The organism is Nonomuraea endophytica, assembly GCF_014203235.1.
GTDB classification, from domain to species: Bacteria; Actinomycetota; Actinomycetes; order Streptosporangiales; family Streptosporangiaceae; genus Nonomuraea; species Nonomuraea endophytica.
Genome location: NZ_JACHIN010000005.1, coordinates 20,171 through 37,395 on the forward strand (window position 1 = coordinate 20,171; position 17,225 = coordinate 37,395).

General features: G+C 72.8%; 14 protein-coding genes. 8 read left to right on the plus strand and 6 right to left on the minus strand.

Going from position 1 to position 17,225, the window contains the following annotated elements; genetic code table 11:
• Positions 1-68 precede the first annotated feature (68 nt).
• On the minus strand, positions 69-935 hold the full coding sequence (locus tag HNR40_RS19075; protein WP_184963107.1) for a fumarylacetoacetate hydrolase family protein: 867 nt from the start codon (positions 933-935) through the stop codon (positions 69-71).
• A gap of 185 nt (positions 936-1,120) precedes the next feature.
• Here HNR40_RS19075 and HNR40_RS19080 point away from each other — a divergent pair, with 185 nt between their 5' ends.
• Both HNR40_RS19080 and HNR40_RS19085 read left to right on the plus strand, forming a co-directional pair.
• Entirely contained in the window at positions 1,121-2,203 is a 1,083-nt protein-coding gene (locus tag HNR40_RS19080; RefSeq protein WP_184963109.1) for an alanine racemase, read from the plus strand.
• 11 nt (positions 2,204-2,214) lie between these two features.
• Complete coding sequence (locus HNR40_RS19085) at positions 2,215-2,979, plus strand: SDR family NAD(P)-dependent oxidoreductase (protein WP_184963111.1); 765 nt, start codon at positions 2,215-2,217, stop codon at positions 2,977-2,979.
• Here the strand turns inward: HNR40_RS19085 and HNR40_RS19090 are convergent.
• Positions 2,972-3,532, minus strand: coding sequence for a dihydrofolate reductase family protein (locus tag HNR40_RS19090; RefSeq protein WP_184963113.1), 561 nt, complete (start codon positions 3,530-3,532; stop codon positions 2,972-2,974). The two genes, HNR40_RS19085 and HNR40_RS19090, sit on opposite strands and share 8 nt — an antisense overlap.
• A 92-nt stretch (positions 3,533-3,624) precedes the next feature.
• Positions 3,625-6,354, minus strand: a complete 2,730-nt coding sequence (locus HNR40_RS19095) for an ATP-binding protein (protein WP_184963115.1) — start codon at positions 6,352-6,354, stop codon at positions 3,625-3,627.
• A 119-nt stretch (positions 6,355-6,473) separates the two neighbouring features.
• Here HNR40_RS19095 and HNR40_RS19100 point away from each other — a divergent pair, with 119 nt between their 5' ends.
• The 4 genes from HNR40_RS19100 to HNR40_RS19115 are packed head-to-tail and all read left to right on the plus strand — an operon-like array spanning position 6,474 to position 13,124.
• Positions 6,474-10,607 carry a CHAT domain-containing protein gene (locus HNR40_RS19100; RefSeq protein ID WP_184963117.1) on the plus strand — a complete coding sequence of 1,378 codons (4,134 nt, stop codon included), beginning with the start codon at positions 6,474-6,476 and terminating at the stop codon, positions 10,605-10,607.
• Entirely contained in the window at positions 10,604-11,086 is a 483-nt protein-coding gene (locus HNR40_RS19105; RefSeq protein ID WP_184963118.1) for a hypothetical protein, read from the plus strand. The genes HNR40_RS19100 and HNR40_RS19105 overlap by 4 nt, the downstream gene beginning before the upstream one ends.
• Positions 11,087-11,093: 7 nt before the next feature.
• Positions 11,094-12,479, plus strand: coding sequence for a hypothetical protein (locus tag HNR40_RS19110; protein WP_184963120.1), 1,386 nt, complete (start codon positions 11,094-11,096; stop codon positions 12,477-12,479).
• A 36-nt stretch (positions 12,480-12,515) separates the two neighbouring features.
• A complete protein-coding gene (locus HNR40_RS19115; protein WP_312896423.1) occupies positions 12,516-13,124 on the plus strand; it encodes a TetR/AcrR family transcriptional regulator in 609 nt (202 codons plus the stop codon).
• 75 nt (positions 13,125-13,199) lie between these two features.
• Here the strand turns inward: HNR40_RS19115 and HNR40_RS19120 are convergent, their stop codons facing one another.
• Positions 13,200-14,129 carry an NADP-dependent oxidoreductase gene (locus HNR40_RS19120; protein ID WP_184963122.1) on the minus strand — a complete coding sequence of 310 codons (930 nt, stop codon included), beginning with the start codon at positions 14,127-14,129 and terminating at the stop codon, positions 13,200-13,202.
• 133 nt (positions 14,130-14,262) lie between these two features.
• On the opposite strand from HNR40_RS19120, the gene HNR40_RS19125 reads away from it, so the two are divergent.
• Complete coding sequence (locus HNR40_RS19125) at positions 14,263-14,763, plus strand: MarR family winged helix-turn-helix transcriptional regulator (RefSeq protein WP_184963124.1); 501 nt, start codon at positions 14,263-14,265, stop codon at positions 14,761-14,763.
• Here HNR40_RS19125 and HNR40_RS19130 read toward each other — a convergent pair.
• Positions 14,719-15,300: a hypothetical protein gene (locus HNR40_RS19130; RefSeq protein ID WP_184963126.1), complete on the minus strand. Its 582-nt coding sequence runs from the start codon at positions 15,298-15,300 to the stop codon at positions 14,719-14,721. The genes HNR40_RS19125 and HNR40_RS19130 overlap by 45 nt on opposite strands.
• Positions 15,301-15,379: 79 nt before the next feature.
• Positions 15,380-15,829 (minus strand): iron chaperone, encoded by a 450-nt coding sequence (locus tag HNR40_RS19135; RefSeq protein ID WP_184963128.1) that lies wholly within the window; start codon positions 15,827-15,829, stop codon positions 15,380-15,382.
• Positions 15,830-15,956: 127 nt separating this feature from the next.
• Here HNR40_RS19135 and HNR40_RS19140 point away from each other — a divergent pair, with 127 nt between their 5' ends.
• Positions 15,957-17,066, plus strand: coding sequence for an MFS transporter (locus tag HNR40_RS19140; protein WP_184963129.1), 1,110 nt, complete (start codon positions 15,957-15,959; stop codon positions 17,064-17,066).
• Positions 17,067-17,225 lie beyond the last annotated feature (159 nt).

Here is a 17,225-nt window from a genome sequence, read left to right on the forward strand (position 1 = left end):
CGTGACCAGGACCTTCATCGCGCCTCCCGTGACCGGGGCCTTCATCGCGCCTTCCGTGACCAGGACCTTCATCGGGTGCCTTCCGTGACGGGGTTGACCAGGGTGCCGATGCCCTCGACGCCGACCTCGACGGTGTCGCCGGGGCGCAGGGAGCGGCGCGGGTTCATGAACTCGCCGCAGCCCCAGGGGGTGCCGGTCAGCACGACGTCGCCGGGTTCGAGGGTGAAGGCGCGCGAGCAGAAGGCCAGCAGCTCGGCCACCCCGAAGAGCATCTCGGCGGTGCTGGAGTCCTGGACGGTCTCACCGTTGACGCGGGTCCAGAGCTTCAGCGCCTGCGGGTCGCCGAGCTCGTCGGGCGTCACGATGACCGGGCCGAGCGGGCAGAAGGTGTCCAGGCTCTTGCCCCGGGTCCACTGGCCGTCGGCGAACTGCAGGTCACGGGCGGAGACGTCGTTGGCCACGGTATAGCCGGCCACGCCCGCCAGGGCCTCGTCCTCGCCGGCGTTCCTGAGCGGCGTGCCGATGACCGCGGCCAGCTCGACCTCCCAGTCCACACGCTCGGTCAGTCCGGCGTCGATGACGATGGGCTCGCCGGGCCCGATCACGCTGGAGGGGAACTTGGCGAACATCAGCGGCCGCTCGGGCTTGTCCATCCCGGCCTCGCGGATGTGGTCGAGGTAGTTGAGCCCGATCGCCACGATCTTGCCTGGCCGCAGCGGCCGGACGGGCACCGCGCCGTCGAGCGGTTCGCCGGTGCCGAGCCCGCCGGTCCCCACTGTGCCGAGCCCAGCGGTGCCGAGCCCAGCGGTGCCGAGCCCGGCGGCCAGCACGGACTCCAGCGGGGTGCCCGATGGCACGTCGAGGGCGTACCAGCGTCCGTCGCGTTCCTCCGCGGCCATGCGGGCCTGTCCGACCCGGACCGTGCCGACTCTCATGCGAGCTCTCCATTCCGTGATGCAGAATGCCATTCCGGCTAGGCGAAAAGGACAGCAGTGGCGGGGGCACCTGTCAAGAGTTACCTGGAACTGTCCAGCATTCTGTATGACGGAAAGCTGATGCGTCTGACGGAATGGCTGTGTTACGTTCAGCAGGCAAAGACCCGAGGGGGCGTGATCCATAGATGTATCCAGAAATCGACACCCCTGCCCTGGTCATCGACCTCGATGTGGTCAGGGCCAACGTGAGCGAGATGGCGAAGGTGGCCTCCGCGAACGGCGTCCGTCTCCGGCCGCACGTCAAGACCCACAAGATGCCCGAGCTGGCCAGGATGCAGCTCGAAGCCGGCGCGAGCGGCATCACCTGCGCGAAGCTCGGCGAGGCCGAGGTGATGGCGCAGGCCGGCATCGACGACATCCTGCTCGCGTTTCCGATCTGGGGCCGGCCCAAGCTGCGCCGCCTGGCCGCGCTGCGCGAGCGGGCCAGGGTGCGCGTCAGCCTCGACTCCCCCGAGGTCGCCGCCGATCTCGGCCGACTCGGCGGGCCGCCGGTGGAGGTGCTGGTGGAGGTCGACACCGGCCAGCACCGGCTGGGCCGCCCGCCGGGCCGGCCCAGCGCCGACCTGGTCGCCGAGATCGCCGCGATCCCCGGCGTGGAGGTCGTCGGCCTGCTCACCCTCGCCGGGCACGCCTACCACTCCCGCACCCCGGCCGAGCTGGCCGAGGCCGCCCGCCGCGAAGGCGAGGACCTGGTGGAGACCGCCGAGATGTGCGCCCGCGACGGCATCTCGCTGCGCGAGATCAGCGTCGGCTCGACCCCCACCGCCCGCCACGTGGCCGGGGTCGCCGGCGTGACCGAGATCCGGCCGGGCACCTACATCTTCAACGACACCGCCATGATGCGCCTCGGCGTCGCCACCGAGGAGAGCACCGCGGCCAGGATCCTGACCACGGTGATCGGCCGGCCGATGCCGGAGCGGGTCGTGTGTGACGCGGGCACCAAGTGCCTCACCTCCGACGGGTACGGCACGCCGGGCTGGATCCGCGCGGTCGGCCTGCCGTACCTGCGGATGGAGTTCTTGAACGAGGAGCACGGCGTGGCGCATCTGGAGCCCGGCCACCACGCTGAGCTGCCCGTCGGTTCGCGGATGGGGCTGATTCCCAGCCATGCTTGCTCTGTCGTCAACCTCTTCGACATCGCCTACGGCGTCGAGGACGGGGAAGTCATCACCGAACTGAGCGTCGCCGCCCGCGGGGCCGTGCGCTGAAAGGAGGCAGCATGCGCGGCCTGGCCGGCAAGCGGGTGCTGATCAGCGGGGGCAGCAGCGGCATCGGCGCCGCCACCGCCCGCAGGTTTCTCGAAGAGGGCGCCAGGGTCGTGCTCGGCGGCCTCGACAAGGCCGAGGTGGACGCGGCGGTGACCGAGCTCGCCGCGCTCGGCGAGGTGAGCGGGCTGGCCGGCGACGTCAGCGCGGAGGCCGACGTGGCCCGCCTGGTCGACGGCGCCGTCGCGGCGCTGGGCGGGATCGACATCTTGGTCAACAACGCGGGTACGGCGTGGCGCGAGCCGTTCCTGGAGATCACCCCCGGACACTGGGACCGGATCATCTCGGTGAACCTGCGCGGCATGTTCCTGGTCGCCCAGGCGGTCGCCCAGCACCTGGTGGAGCGCGGTTCCGGCGGGGTGATCCTGAACATGTCCTCCACCAACGGCCTGGGCGGCGAGGCCGACTACGCCCACTACAACACCTCCAAGGGCGGGGTGCTCCTGCTGACCAAGACGATGGCGGTGGAGCTCGGCAAACACGGCATCCGGATCAACGCGCTGTGCCCCGGCTACATCCAGACGCCGCTCAACTCCTCCATCTCCGCCGGTCTGGCCGACGACTTCGTCTCCGGCTACGCCCGCGACCACATCCCGCTCGGCCGGGCGGGACTTGCCGAGGAGGTCGCCGCCGCGTACGCCTTCCTGGCCTCCGACGACGCCGCGTTCATCCACGGCACCGAGCTCGTCATCGACGGCGGCCAGCTCGCGATCATGTGAGCGGGCCCGCCGGACGGTAGCGCAGCCACAGCACGCCCGACCGGTACGGCGTCGCCGCCACCAGCCGCAGCCGGATCGGGCCGACGCCGTCGAAGACCCGAGGGCCCGCCGCCCAGAGACAGGGGTTGACCCAGAACCAGAACTCGTCGACGAACCCGCGCCTGGCCAGCGTGTGCGCGAACTCGCCGCAGCCGGAGACGACCAGGTTGCCGCCGTGGGTGTCCTTCAGCTCGGGCACGGCCTCGTCGAGCTCGCCCCTGATCAGGGTGGCGTTCCACTCCAGCGGGCCCGGCCGGGTCCGGGAGGCGACGTACTTGGGCATGCCGTTGATGCGCTCGGCGTAGCGACCGAGCCCCGGATCGCCGCCGAGGTGGGGCCAGACGGCGGCCAGGCCCTCGTAGGTCTTGCGGCCGAGCACCAGCGCGTCGGCCAGCAGGAGTTGTTCGAGCGAGGCGTCGCCGCTGTCGTTGTCCGCCTCCAGCCAGGTGTCGGGGGCGGGCGAGTCGAACACGCCGTTGACGGTGATCATGTTGTGCACGATGAGCTTTCCCATGGCTGCCCCTTTCGACGCCTACCTAGGCACGCTAGGAGCCGGGGGCGGCAGGCCGCATCGGTCGAACTACTGGCGCTGAACCGGCGGCCTACCTACAGGTCGAGCTGGGCCAGTTCGGCTCGCCTGCTGACGCCGAGCTTCGGGTAGGCCTTGTACAGGTGGTGGCCCACGGTGCGCGGGCTGAGGAACAGCTGGGCGGCGATCTCGCGGTTGCTGAGGCCGAGGGCGGCGCGCCGGACGACCTGGAGTTCCTGCGCGGTGAGCTGTTCGGCGGCCGCGGTGTCGGCGGGCGGGACGGGGCCGCCGAGCGCGACGAGCTCGGTCCGCACGCGGGCGTGCCAGCCGTAGGCGCCGACCTGGTCGAACGTCGCCAGCGCCTGCGACAGCTGGGCCCGTGCCGAGGTGGGGCGGCGGTGACGGCGCAGCCATTCTCCGTAGGCGAGCCGGGTGCGGGCCCGGTCGTGGAGGCCACAGCCGTCCACGGCCAGCGACGCCTCGAAGTGCCCCTGTGCCTCCCGGCTGTCGTCGAGCAGGGCCGTGCAGCGCAGCAGGAGTGCTTCGGCCGCCGGGCTCGCGGTGTGCCCGGCCCAACTCGCCAGTTGCGGCAGGTGGCGGCGGGCCCGGTCCAGATCGCCGGCGCGTACCCCGGCCTCGACGTGGTCGGCGATGGCGCGGACGGTCACGTCGCGGCCGGGCGGGCCCGCGCAGACCTCGTCGAGGCGGTCGAGGGCGGCGTGCGGATCACCGGCCATGAGGTCGATCAGCGCCAGTGCCCAGGTGGCCTGGGCGGCGGCCATGCCGTGGCGGCCGGCGTGCTTGAGCACCAGGTCGGCCTGCTGCCTGGCGGTGTCCACCTCGCCGCGGACGGCCGCGAGGCAGCACGAGATCGCGGTGAGCACGATCGCCTGGAGGTCCTGGCCCAGTTCGGCGGCCAGGGAGAGGGCTTCGGCGACGTTCGCCTCCGCGTCGCGGAACCTGCCGGTAACGAGCTGGGCGAGCGCGAGCGGCTCCTGGGCGTACGGCAGCCAGCCCAGGGCGCCTTGGGCGCGCATCGTGGCGACCTGCCGGTCGAGCACCTTCAGGGCCAGGTCGTCGGCGCCGATCAGGACGCCGAGGAAACCGGCGGAGAGCCCTTCGAGGGTGGCGTCCATGCCCCCGTCGCCGGCCGCGAGGAGCAGGTCGCGCATCGGCGGCACCGCCTCCTCGGTCCGGCCGCTGAGCAGGCCGACGAAACCGCCCAGCGCGCGGGCGACCTCGGGCGGGCCGCCGCGCACCCGCCCCAGTTGCTCCCCGCACCGGGCGAGGAGCCCTTCGTCGGCGGAGTCGCGGGCGCACCACACCGCCTCGATCAGCACGGAGATCGCGCGGGCCGGATCGGCGGTGAGGACGGGGGTGGCGGCGTCGATGGCGAGTTCGCAGGCCCGCGCGGGCGAGTCCCGCTCGTAGGCGACCTGCGCCCGGATCCACGCCGCCTCAGCCTGAACCCACGCCACATTCCCGGACATCGCGCCGCCTTCGGCCGGGTCGGCGCCTGCCAGTGCGGGGCCGGTCATCGCGGTGACCGCCGCCGCCAAGGTGGCCGCGTGGTCCAGCAGGCCGGCGTCATAGGCCGCGCGCGCGGCCGTGACCAGGCGGCGGGCCTGGACGGCGGGGTCGCCGCTCAGCTGCACCGCCCGTTCCAGCGCCCGGGACGCGGCCGCGGGCGCACCGCGGGCGAGGGCGCGTTCGGCGGCCCGTTCCAGCTCGTCGGCCACCCCGTCGTCGGTCCCGCCCGCGGCGGTCGCGGCGTGCCAGGCGCGCCGGTCGGCGTCGCGCGGATCGGACAGGACGTCGGCGAGCGCCCGGTGCGCCGCGAGCCGCCGCGCGAACGGCGCCTCCTGGTACGCCGCCGCCCGGATCAGCGGATGCCGGAACTCCACCGCCTCGCCGGTCACCCGCACCAGCCCCATCTGCTCGGCCGGTTCCAGGTCGTCCGCGCCCAGGCCGAGCCGCTCCGCCGCGGCCAGGAACGACCACAGCTCGCACCCGTGGTCGGCGGCCACGAGCAGCAGGGCCAGCCGCGTGCGCGAGGGCAGCGCGCGTACCTGCAGTTGGTAGTGCTCTTCCAGCCGGCCGACCGCGGCCAGGGGCGCGACGGGTGAGGGGAGGGCGGCGGTGCCGGACCTGGCCAGTTCCATGATCGCGAGCGGGTTGCCGCCCGACTCCTCGAGCACCCGGTCGGCGACCGGCTGCGGCAGCGGGCCGACCGTGGCCAGCAGTTCGGCGGAGTCGCGCGCGCCGAGCCGCGGCAGCCTGATGTCGTCGATGCCGGCGGCGGGGAAGGGCCGCTCGCCGTCGCGCACCGCGAAGACCGCGCCCACCGGATCGGTGTGGAGCCGCCGGACAGCGAACAGCAGCGCGTCAGCGGAGGACCGGTCGAACCACTGCACGTCGTCGAACAGGCACAGCAGCGGTCCTTCACCGGCCAGCTCCGACAGCAGTGTCAGCGTGGCCGCGCCCACCATGAGCCGGTCGCCGGAGGCCGAGCCGGTCCCGAACGCCGCCCGCAGCGCCTGCGCGTGCGGCGCCGGCAGCGCGTCGAAGCGTTCGACGTCGCGGGCCAGCATCAGCTGGAGCGCCGCGAACGGGATCTCGGCCTCGGACTCGATTCCGACCACCCGGAGGATCCGCATGCCGCCGGCGACGCCCGCCGCGTACTCCAGCAGGGCGGTCTTGCCGATGCCCGCCTCGCCGCGGACGACCAGCGACCGGCTCCGGCCGGCCTTCGCGTCGGCGACGAGACGGACCAGCCGGGAGCGTTCGGCGGAACGTCCCACCATCATGGGGGCAGTCTAGGGCGAAGGCCGCTTTTCCCTGCGTGGAAAGGACGTAGGCAGGCGTGAGGGGGCGGGCATATGCTCGGCTGGATTCGCGCCGGGGGCGCCGATGACGAGGAGCGCGTATGGCCAGCTCGTACGACTGGGCGCAGGAGTGGGCCGGCCAGGCGGAGGAGTTCGCCGAAGAAGGACGGCTGCCCGAGGCCGCCGAGCTGCTCCAGCGCGGCCTCGACCGGGTGGACGGCGGCGGCGGGGAGTGGAGCGACGGGCGGCTGACGGCCTTCGCCCTCTTCGCCGAACTGCTCGAAGGCGTCCACGGCGCGCTCGGCGACATGGACGCCCTGCGCCTGCTGTTCACCAGGATGCGCACCAGCTGCCGGGCGGCGGACCTGCCGCGCGGCGAACTGCTAGCGCTGGGCAAGCTGGTGGTCCTGGAGGCGGTCATGGACGAGTTCGAGGCCGCCGCCGACGCGGGGCTGGAGCTCGTCCACTTATGGGCGCAATGGGAGTGGGGCGAACCGGGGACGGCCGACGAGGGCGTGGCCGAGGCGGCCTCCTCGCTCGGGAAGGCGGCGCGGGCGGCCCACCACCACGGTGACCTGGTCCACGCCATCGTCCTCACCCAGGCCGCGCTCACCATCGACGAGAACGAACCCTCCGCGCTGTTCGCCGCCGCCTACGGCACCGCCCGGCAGGGCCGCCTGGAGGAGTCCCTGGTCTACTTCGACCGGCTCATCGCCGCCGACCCGGGCCGGTTCGGCTCCCACGAGGGCCGGGCGAGGGTGCTGGCGCGGCTGGACCGGCTGCCGGAGGCGATCGAGGCGATGGGCTCGGCCGTGAACGGCGAGCCAGTACAGCCCCGCCACCGGCTCGTCAGGGCCGAGTTCCTGGTCGAGGCCGGGCTGATGGGCGAGGCCCTGGTCGACCTGGCCGTCTGCGTCGCGCAGACCAACGCCGAAGCCGAGGTGCTGGCCGCCGACCCCACCGCGAACCTCCCCTATCTGGACACCCTGCCCACCGAGAAGCTGGCCGAGCAGGCGCTGGCGTTCCGCCTGTCGCTGCTGGTGGAGAGCGAGCGGACCGGCGACGCCGCGCTCTGTGTGGCCGAGGCGCTGGCCGACCCCCGGCTGCGCGGCTTCGCCCAGCTCCAGGACATGCTGGAGGAGCTGGCCGGGGCGATGGACGGCCCGGCGGCCATCCTGGAGCTCCTGCCCGACGACGCGCCGTCGCGGATGGCCAGGGCTCGCTGCCTGATCGTGCTGGACGAGGTCGAGCGGGCGCTGGTCGTCCTGGAGGAGATGCGGCTGCGGCCGTACGACATGGAGTCGTTCGAGGCGCTGGGCGGGCTGCTCGAGCTGCTGGCCGCCCGGCATCCGCGCCACCCCGGCGTCCGGCGGATCCTCGCCGACGTCCTGATCACCCGCTGGCGGCCGATGGCGGCGCTGGCCCACCTGGACGTGCTGCTGGAGGAGGCCCCCGGCGACTGGTACGGGCTGCTGCTGCGCGGCATGGCCCACGTCACGCACGCCGAGGGCGAAGCGGGCTGGAACGAGTCGTTCGCCGGCGCCAACGTCATGGACGCCCTGGAAAGCCTGGTGGACGCGGCCGGCGCGGCGCCGCCCGGCGAGGCCAGGCCGATGAACGCGCTGCGCTGGCTGCTGCAGTACGCGCTGGCGATCCCCGATCTGCGCGAAGCCCTGATGATCCTGCTGGGCAAGAAGGCGGAGCCGTGCGACCGGATCCTGGAGGCGATTCCCGGGCTGGAGACGGTCGTGGAGATGCTCGTCGCCTTCACCTTCGCGTTCAATCCGAGCCAGGCGCACGACGACAGCGCGTACGCGCTGGCCACGGCCCGCGAGCACGCGGTGGCCGCCGGGCTGCCGCAGCTCGCCGCCCAGATCGACCTGCTGCACGCCGACGTCCTGCTGCGTCTGGCCGACGTGCAGGGCGCGATGGACCACCTGGCCGCCGCCGAGGCGGTCATCTCCTTCCTCGGGGTGATCCCGAACGCGGAGTTCCTGCCGAGCTGGGGCCACGCCGACCTGGCCGCCCGGCAGGCCGACGCCGAGCAGCGCGGCCGCTCGGCCATGGTGTTCGACATCGACCACCAGGAGGTGATCGTGGCCGCGCTCGACTTCCTGCAGGGCTACATCGACCTCGTCCACGCCGACATCGCGGTACGGCTCGGCGACCTGCCGTCCGCGCTGGAGCGGCTGAGCTGGACCTTGGCCGACAGCGGCCCGGACTATCTGGTCAGGTCGAAGCGGCTGCTGAAGGCCCGGGTCCTGCGGGACAGCGGGCGCTTCGACGAGGCGCTGGAGGTCCTGGGCGAGGTGGGTGACGACCTCCGGGCGGCGAACGTGCTCGCCACGATCCACCGGCTGAGCGGCGAGCACGCCGAGGCGGCCCGCATCCTGCGCCGTACGCTCGACCGCGACGACCTCGACGCGCACGAACAGGTGATCATCGCGGGGAACCTGGCCGACGCCCAGCGCGTGGGCGGCCGCCCGCGCGCCGCGCTGCGCACCCTTGACGAGCACCGGCCCGATCCGGCCGCCCCGTCGTCGACCAGGGCCGCCTGGCACTACGGCCGCGGCAAGATCCTCGGCTCGATGGGCAGACCGGCGGCCGCGCTGGCCGCCCTGCTCGTCGCGCTCGACCTCAACGACCAGGTCAGAGGCGGCTTCCGGGCCGAGGACGACCGCATCAGCTGGCAGGCGAACACCCTTCCCGTCCTGACCGAGGCGCTGTGGGCGGCGGTCGCCGCCGTCCGCCTGGACACCGCGCTGGAGCTGGTCGAACGCGGCCGGGCGAGAGCCTTCGTGGACGGCCTCACGCTCGGCCCGCCCCTGCGCGGCCCCGAGACCGCCGGGCTGGCCGCCTCCGTCGCCGCCGCCCGCGAGCGCCGCCGCCTGCTGCTGGAGGTGGCCGCCGACCCCGGCGCCGACCTCGGCCGGTTGCGGGCGCTCGGCGTCGACCTGGGCGAGCGCGACGACGGGTTCGGCGAGCGGCTCGCCACGGAGATCTCCCGCGAGGGCCCGGCCCTGCGGCGGCTGGAACAACGCCTGCTGCGGGCCACGCTCGGGGCCCGCGAGTCGGTCGCGGGCCAGGTCAGCTCCGCCGCCGAGGTCCGCGACCTGCTGACGACGGGCCCGGACGAGCCCGCCGTTCATCTCGCCGAGTTCGCCGCCACCGGCTCCACCGGGATCGGCCTGCTCCTGGTCAGCAGGTACGGCACCGCCTGGTCGTCCTGGCCCGACGAGGAGCCCGGCCCCCTCGCCAGGCACCTTCAGCGGGCCAGCCGGCCGGGCGAGCTGATCTGCCTGGTGCCGTCGGGTCCCCTGCACCACCTGCCGCTGCACGCCACGCTCGTGGACGGCGCGCCGCTGATCGCCCGCAACCCCGTCTGCTACCTGCCCAGCGCCTCGGTGCTGGCGTTGTGCCGGGCCCGCCGGGGGACGCCGCGGCAGCCGTTCTCGGCGCTGGTGCTGGGCGACTCCCGCGACGACCTGCGCCACGCCCGGGCCGAGGCCGAGGCCGTCGCCGGACTGCTCGGCGCCCGCGCCCACCTCGGCCGGGACGCGGTCAGGGACCTGCTCGCCGACGGCGCCGACGCCTACGACGTCATCCACCTCGCCTGCCACGCCGCCTTCGACGCCGAGCACCCCGAGCAGTCGGGAATCCTGCTGCGCGGTGACCGCCTCACCGTCGAGGACGTCTACGACCTGCGGCTCAACGCCAGCCTGGTCGTGCTCAGCGCCTGCGAGAGCGGGCTGGGCGAGAACCGGCCGGGCGACGAGCTGATGGGCCTGGTCCGGGCGTTCATGTACGCCGGGGCGGCCTCGCTGCTGGTGAGCCTCTGGCCGGTCGACGACCTGTCCACGGGGCTGCTCATGCGCGAGTTCTACGCCCGCTGGCGCGGCCACGGCGAAGGGCCCGCGCAGGCGCTGGCCGCCGCCCAGCTCGCGGTCAGGGACATGACCTGCGCACAGGCGATCCAGCGGATCGAGTCCGGCACCGACGCCGGCACCCGGCTCGACGTGGCCCGGCTGCGGGTACGCGCCGGCGACCTCGGCGCTGCCATCGCCGTGTACGAGGAGCTGCTGGCGGGCGGCGAGGACGTGCTGGTACGACGCCAGCTGCGCCGGTTGCGGCTGAAAGCCGAGGCGCCGGAGCAGCTCGACTACGGGCGCAGGCCGTTCGCCGACCCCTACCATTGGGCAGCCTTCACGCTCGTGGGAGATTGGCGAACCGGATGATCGCTGTGCTCGTCAGGACCTTCCCCGTCCAGGCCTCTCTCGGGCCGGCGCCGCCTCGCGGCGCCACTCTCACGGCGCTCACCCACGACGACCGGGTGGTCGCGGTCGTGGACGGCGGCGGCGGGCCCTATCCGCCGCTGGTCGTCGTGGAGCTGGACGGCGACCTGGTCGACGAGGCGGTCCTGCTCGACCTGGCCGACCTGCTCGGGCTGCTCACCGAGGTGCCGGGGGTGCTCGTGGAGCGGGACGGCCGGCCGTACGGGATCATGGCCCGCGCGGACGTGGCCGCGGCGCTCCCGCTGGAGCTGCTCGAAGAGGGGTCGCAGCGGCTCGGCAACGCGCCCGGACTGCCCTCGCGGCGCTACGTCTGCCGCAAGTGCGAGCCGCCCTCGCGCAGATTGCCCCGCTCGGCCACGAACGGTCCCCCGGCGTGCTCGCGCGTCTGGTCCCACGGCCCGATGGAGCTCGAAGGAGGCTGACGGCCCGGTGTTCGCCACCGTCCTGAAAGAGATCACCGGCTACTTCGACCGCAGGGCGCTGCTGTCGTCCTTCCTGCCGACGCTGGTCGCGGCGGGCGTGCTGGTCGTGGCCGTGGTGTGGTCCGCGCTGGACCCGCGGGTGGCCGTGCGGCTGTGGGACGCGCTGCCCGGCGTGGTCCAGGCGCTGCTCATCGTGGGGTTCCTGGTCGTGGTCGCGTTGTGGTCGTTCGCGCTGGTGAACCTGCGGCCGGTGGCCGACCAGGTCTTTCAGGGTCGCTGGGGCGAGTCGGCCCCGCTCACGGCGCTGGCCCGCGTGCGCACGGCCCGCCACCGCGACGCGCGGGCCCGCGACCTCAGGGCCGACGAACGCCTCGAACTCCACGAAGCCGCGCTGCTGCAGGCCGTGGAGTCGCTGCCCAGACCCGGCGAACCCGGCGAGCCCTTCGACGGCGACTCCGCAGCCGAGCTGGAGGCGGTCGAGCGGGCCTGGGCTGACGCGGCGGCGCTGCCGTCCGAGCGGGCGTCGGCGATCCTGCCCGGCCTGAGCGCCCGCCTCGCCGCCCTTGCCGCGACCGGCGCCCCGGAGCTGGACGACCCGCGCTTCGCCCGGCTGGTCGCCACGGCGACGCGGCTGGCCGGGCGGTTCCTGCAGGACGTGCGTTCCCGGCGCGCCGCCGTACAGCAGCGATTGTTCGTGCTTTACCCCGACGACCCCGTCGACGTCGTGCCGACCGCGATCGGCAACATCCTGCTGGCCGCCGAGCAACATCCCCGGCTGCGTTACGGGCTGGACCCGGTCGTGATCTGGTCCCGGCTGCAACCGCTGCTGCCCGACCCCTTCGCCGCCGCCCTCAAGGACGCGAAGGCGTCCCTGGACCTCATGCTCACGCTGACCGCGTACCTGATCGCGGTGGGAATCCCGGTCGCGGTCCTCGCCGCGGTCAGCGCACCCCTGGGTCCGGGCGCGCTCGCGTGGAGCTGCCTGGCCGCGGTGCTCGTGATCATCCCCGCTCTGGTACGGCTGCGCCGTCCCCTCGTCGTGGCCGCCCCGGCGGCGGCGCTGCTGTCGTTGCCGGTCGTGCTCTTCTCCCTGACCACTCCCCCGGCGCTCGTCCCGGTCCTCCGTTCCTGCGTGGGGGTCGTGCTGGTGGCGGCGGTACTCGTCCTGGCCATGGTCGTCCACGCCGGGGCGAAAGAGGCGGCGCTGGCCTTCTCCGACCAGTTCAAGTCCGCCTTCGACCTGCACCGGCGGCTGGTCTTGCACGAACTCGGCCTGGAACCTCCGGCCAACCTTGCTGCCGAGCAGGCGCTGTGGCTGGACGTCTGCCAGTTCCTGTACCGCGGCGACCCGCCCGTCTCCCCCGAGTTCCGCTACCGCCCGCACGTGACCTGATGGCAAGGTGTCACAGTGTGCTAGTAGAGTGAACGGGTGGCCGAAGAAAACGAGCAGCTCGGTAGCCGGGACAAGGTGCTACTGGCGGCGATGCAGATGATCGGGGAGAACCCCGGGGCGAAGCTCAGCGTGCGGGCGGTCGCCGCGCGCGCCGGGGTGAGTACGGGATCGCTCCGATTCCACTTCCCGACGCAGCGCGCCCTCCAGGACCAGGTGCTCACCCGCCTGTACGACGTCATCGTCGACGAGAACCGGATCCACGACCGGACGGTGCCGGCCCGTGAGCGTCTCGTCGACTGCCTGCGCCAGGTCCTCGCCCCGGCCGGGGTCGGCGCCGGCGCGCGGGAGGCCCATCGCGTCATCCACGAGCAGTTCATCGCCCCGGAACCAACCGAACAGGTGCAACAGGCCTATCTCACCCTCGAACGAGAAGGCAGACGCCGCGTCGAGTACTGGCTGACGGTCCTCACCAGCGAAGGCGCGCTCACCCCCGGCGACACCTCCCGGCGCGCGCAGTTCCTGCTCACCGTCCTCAACGGCCTCGCCCTGGAACGAGCCCTGCCCGCCGAGGGCTCGATCCTGCAGGCCGAAAACGACACCCTGTACATGGCCGTCGACGCGGTCCTGAACTCCGGGACCTCATAGTCACGCAGCTCGTGCCGGACGGGGCCCGCCGGGAGGAGATGGTGATCCTCCGTGAAGCGAGCGACGAGGCGGCGCTCAGGGGATGAGGATCGTCTTGCCGGGGAGGCGGCCGGTGGTGGCCGCGTCGTGGACGGCGGGGAGGTCGGCCAAGGGCCGGCGGTCGGCTACGTCGATTTTCAGGGTTCCCGCGTCCACACGGGCCACCAGCTCGGCGAGCGCCCCGGCGTCGCTGCGGGCGAAGACGCGTGTGACGCGCACTCCGCGACCGGGCTCCTCCGCCTCGGTGGTGGTGCTGACGAAGGTGCCGCCGTCGGCGACCAGGTTCGTGAGCTGGGCGGTCTCGTGCGGGCCGGTCTGAACCAGGTTCAGCACCACGTCGAACCGGCGGCCCGCCAATGCCTGGGGGACGGGGGTTTCGGTGTAGTTCACGATCTGGTCGGCGGCGTAGGAGCGGATGCGTGCGGCGCTGCGTGGGCCGGCGGTGGCGGTGACCACGGCCCCGGTTCGCTTGGCCAGCTGGGTGGCGTATCCGCCTACCGCGCCGCCGGCGCCGTTGATCAGGATGTGCCGGCCTGCCCGCAGGTGGGCGTGCTCGTACAGGGCCTGCCAGGCTGTCAGGCCGACGGCGGGCAGGGCGGCGGCGTCCGCGAGGGGCACGGTTCGCGGGGCGGCGGTCAGGAGGGCGGCCGGGGCGAGGGTGTACTCGGCAGCCGCTCCGGGGTCGGTCGCGGGGAGGAAGCCGACCACCTTGTCGCCTTCGGTCCAGGTCTGTACGCCCTCGCCTATCTCGGTGATGACGCCGGACAGGTCGAAGTTCGGGATGTGCGGGAGGGTCAGCGGGAACACCTGCCGCAGGTAGCCGGCGCGGATCGCGACGTCCACCGGGTTGAACGCGGTGGCGGCCACCTTCACCACCACCTGGCCGGGTCCCGCCACGGGGAGGTCGACGTCCTCGTGGACCAGGACGTCGGTGTCGCCGTAGGAGTGGTAGCGCACTGCCTTCATGATCTCTCCTTCACATATTGCTTCGAAGTTGAAGCGTGTGATGACCGTAGCTTGCTTTGAGTTCGAAGCAATACCCGGCCGGCGGGTGATCCTGATCACAATGCTTTGAGTTCGAAACATATAAGGTGGGGGGATGACCGACGACGGTGTCCAGGGGCTCGACCCCCGGCAGCTGGAGGCCTACTTCGCGCTGATGGAGGCCGTCAGCCTGCTTCAGCACCACGTCGAGCAGCAGCTCCAGGCCTCGGGGGACCTCAGCTACGTGCAGTTCCAGCTCCTGGCCCGGCTCGCCGACGCGCAGGGGCAGCTCACCATGACCGCACTCGCCGACAGCGTCGTCTACAGCCGCTCCGGCCTGACCTACCAGGCCGGGCTGATGGAGAAGGCCGGTCTCATCACCCGCGGCCCCTGTCCCGACGACGAGCGCACCACCCTGGTCACCATCACCGAGGACGGTCTGGCGCTGCTGGGGCGCGTGATGCCGGGGCACATCCAGGTCGCCCGCGGCATGCTGTTCGACCCTCTGGCCGACGAGGACCTGAGCCGGCTCGGCGACATCATGGTCCGGGTCCGGGACCACATGCGCTCGCTACCCCCCCGCTCGGCCGCCCCTCGCAGACGCCGGCAGGCCTGAACCGGTGATGCCCACGGTTCCCGTCTGAATGGCCTGGAGCATGTCGAGGTTGTAGGCGTAGACCTGGTCGGCGAGGGTGTTCAGCCGCGTGTCGTCGATCGGCTCGCCGTCCGCCCGGCCGTTCCACATCGCCTCCACGGCCTTGCCCAGGGTGACGAAGTCCGCCCCGATCCGGTTGTCGAACCGGTCCCGGAGCTCGACCCCGAAGTACTGCTGGATGAGGGCGAGGTTGCGGTTGATGCTGTCGTTCCATTCGAACAGGACCTGCCGGTAGCCCTCCATCCTCGTCTCGGACTTCGCCGAGCGGGTGCCGGTCTCGCCGGCGAGGCTCCAGTACAGCAGGCGCAGGCGGTAGAGCCGCTTGTCGAGGAGCCTGCTGACCTCCTCGAACACCATGACCGCCCGCTCGCGGTCGCGGTCGCGCGTCTGGACCCGGTGCTGGTGGGCCCACGCCCGCCGCTGGAAGAAGAAGCCCAGCACGCCACCCAGCACGGTGGTGAGCAGGAATCCGGCCACCACCGGCATCAGCTCGTTCACGAAACCGCCTCGTTCCGTCGGCCCACCCAGGCGATCAGGTTCCCGCCACACCCCGGGTGGGCGCAAGGCCGCGGGCGTTTCAGCTCACGGCCTGCTTCACCAGCGCGCTGATGCGGGCCTCGATCTCGGGGGTGATCTCGGTCAGGGCGTAGGAGACCGGCCACATGGCGCCGTCGTCCAGCTGCGCCGGGTCGCTGAAGCCGAGCGTGGCGTAGCGGCTCTTGAACTTCTCCGCGGGCTGGAAGTGGCAGACCAGCTTGCCGTTGAGCGCGTACGCGGGCATGCCGTACCAGAGCTTCGGGGCGAGGCCGGGGGCGCCGGCGGTGATGATGGCGTGCACGCGCTCGGCCAGGACGCGGTCCTCGTCCTTCATCTCGGCGATCTTGGCGAGCACGTCCCGTACCGCCGCCGCGGCCTTCTCGGCCTCGCTGCGGCGGGCCGTCGTCTTCAGCTCCTTGGCGTGGTCCTTCATCGCGGCGCGCTCCTCGGCCGTGAATCCCTCGTACGCGGTGGTGGTGGTGCTGCTCATCGTGTGCTCCTTCGTCGTTGTCGCTGTAAGACCAAAGGTGCCGGAGCGGGTTGATACATCCGCGATGCGGAGACGATGCGGCCGCATACCTTTTCTTTCTGGATACCGTCCTGTTAGTTTGCCAGCTATGCCCCTCTCGCTGTTCTTCCTCCTGGATGGCGTTGTTTTCGCCACATGGGTGGTTCGCATCCCCTCGGTCAAGGACCACCTCGGCGTCTCCACCGGCGGTCTCGGCGTGGCGCTCATGTGCATGGCGATCGGCACCGGCCTCGCCATGACCGTGAGCGGAAGGCTCTGTCTGCGGTACGGCACGCGCCGCGTCATCCTGGCCGCCATCAGCCTGCTCAGCCTGGCCCTGCCGGTGATCTCGCCGGCCGACACGATGGTGGAGCTGTGCCTGGCCCTCGCCGTGACCGGGCTGTGCTACGGCACGCTCAACATCGGGCTGAACAGCGCGGCCGTCGAGGTCGAGCGGGCCACCCGCCGGCCGGTCATGTCGGTGCTGCACGGGTTGTGGAGCGCGGGCGGCCTGGCCGGTGCGCTGCTCGGCGGCCTGCTCCTCGGCTCGCTGACCACCTCGCAGCACTTCCTGCTGGTGTCCGCGTTCATCCTCCTCAGCACGGCCGTCCTGGCCAGGCCGCTCCTGCGCGGTACGGTCCCCGCGGTCGCGAGCACCCCGGGCCGGGGCGGACCCCGGACGTTCCGCCTGGCCGTGGCGCTGTGCGGGGTGCTGGCCGTGTGCGCGGCCTTCGGCGAGGGGGCGGTGGCCGACTGGAGCGTGCTGCACCTGCGCGACGACCTGCGCGCCGAGGCCGACCTGGCCGCGTACGGGTTCTCGGCCTACTCGGTGGCGATCGCGGCCACCCGGCTGGCGGGCAGCCGCCTGGTGGCGCGGTTCGGGCAGAGCACCGTGCTCGTGACCGGCGCCGTGCTCGCGGTGTGCGGCGGCCTGGCCGCCTCGTGGACGGGTTCGGTGGCGGTGGCGTTCGCCGGGTTCGTGGTGGTCGGGTGCGGGCTGGCCAACGTGTTCCCGCTGGCCATCGCCCAGGCGGGGGCGCTCGGCGGACCGGCGGGCGTGAGCCTGGCCTCCAGCATCGGCCACGCGGGGATGCTCGGCGGGCCGCCGTTGATCGGCTTCCTGGCCGAGCACGTCGGGCTGCCCGCCGCACTGTCGGCCATCGCCGTCTCCTCGGCGGCCGTCGTGCCGCTCGCGCTGTACCTCCGCGGGGCGCGGTAGCTCACGACCGCGCCACGACCGCGACACGACGGCGACGGCGACGGCGACGGCGACGGCGACGGCGACGGCGACGGCGACGGCGACGGCAGATTCTCCCGTGTTCTCGTGTTCTCTTGGCGGGGGAACCTCAATATCGGGATAAGTAGCGATATCGTGCTT

Coding starts and splice junctions, on each gene's coding strand:
- HNR40_RS19120 (WP_184963122.1), bottom strand. CDS start 14,129: ATGAAGGCAGTGCGCTACCACTCCTACGGCGACACCGACGTCCTGGTC.
- HNR40_RS19135 (WP_184963128.1), bottom strand. CDS start 15,829: ATGAGCAGCACCACCACCACCGCGTACGAGGGATTCACGGCCGAGGAG.
- HNR40_RS19105 (WP_184963118.1), top strand. CDS start 10,604: ATGATCGCTGTGCTCGTCAGGACCTTCCCCGTCCAGGCCTCTCTCGGG.
- HNR40_RS19075 (WP_184963107.1), bottom strand. CDS start 935: ATGAGAGTCGGCACGGTCCGGGTCGGACAGGCCCGCATGGCCGCGGAG.
- HNR40_RS19100 (WP_184963117.1), top strand. CDS start 6,474: ATGGCCAGCTCGTACGACTGGGCGCAGGAGTGGGCCGGCCAGGCGGAG.
- HNR40_RS19140 (WP_184963129.1), top strand. CDS start 15,957: ATGCCCCTCTCGCTGTTCTTCCTCCTGGATGGCGTTGTTTTCGCCACA.
- HNR40_RS19125 (WP_184963124.1), top strand. CDS start 14,263: ATGACCGACGACGGTGTCCAGGGGCTCGACCCCCGGCAGCTGGAGGCC.
- HNR40_RS19085 (WP_184963111.1), top strand. CDS start 2,215: ATGCGCGGCCTGGCCGGCAAGCGGGTGCTGATCAGCGGGGGCAGCAGC.
- HNR40_RS19095 (WP_184963115.1), bottom strand. CDS start 6,354: ATGATGGTGGGACGTTCCGCCGAACGCTCCCGGCTGGTCCGTCTCGTC.
- HNR40_RS19090 (WP_184963113.1), bottom strand. CDS start 3,532: ATGGGAAAGCTCATCGTGCACAACATGATCACCGTCAACGGCGTGTTC.
- HNR40_RS19080 (WP_184963109.1), top strand. CDS start 1,121: ATGTATCCAGAAATCGACACCCCTGCCCTGGTCATCGACCTCGATGTG.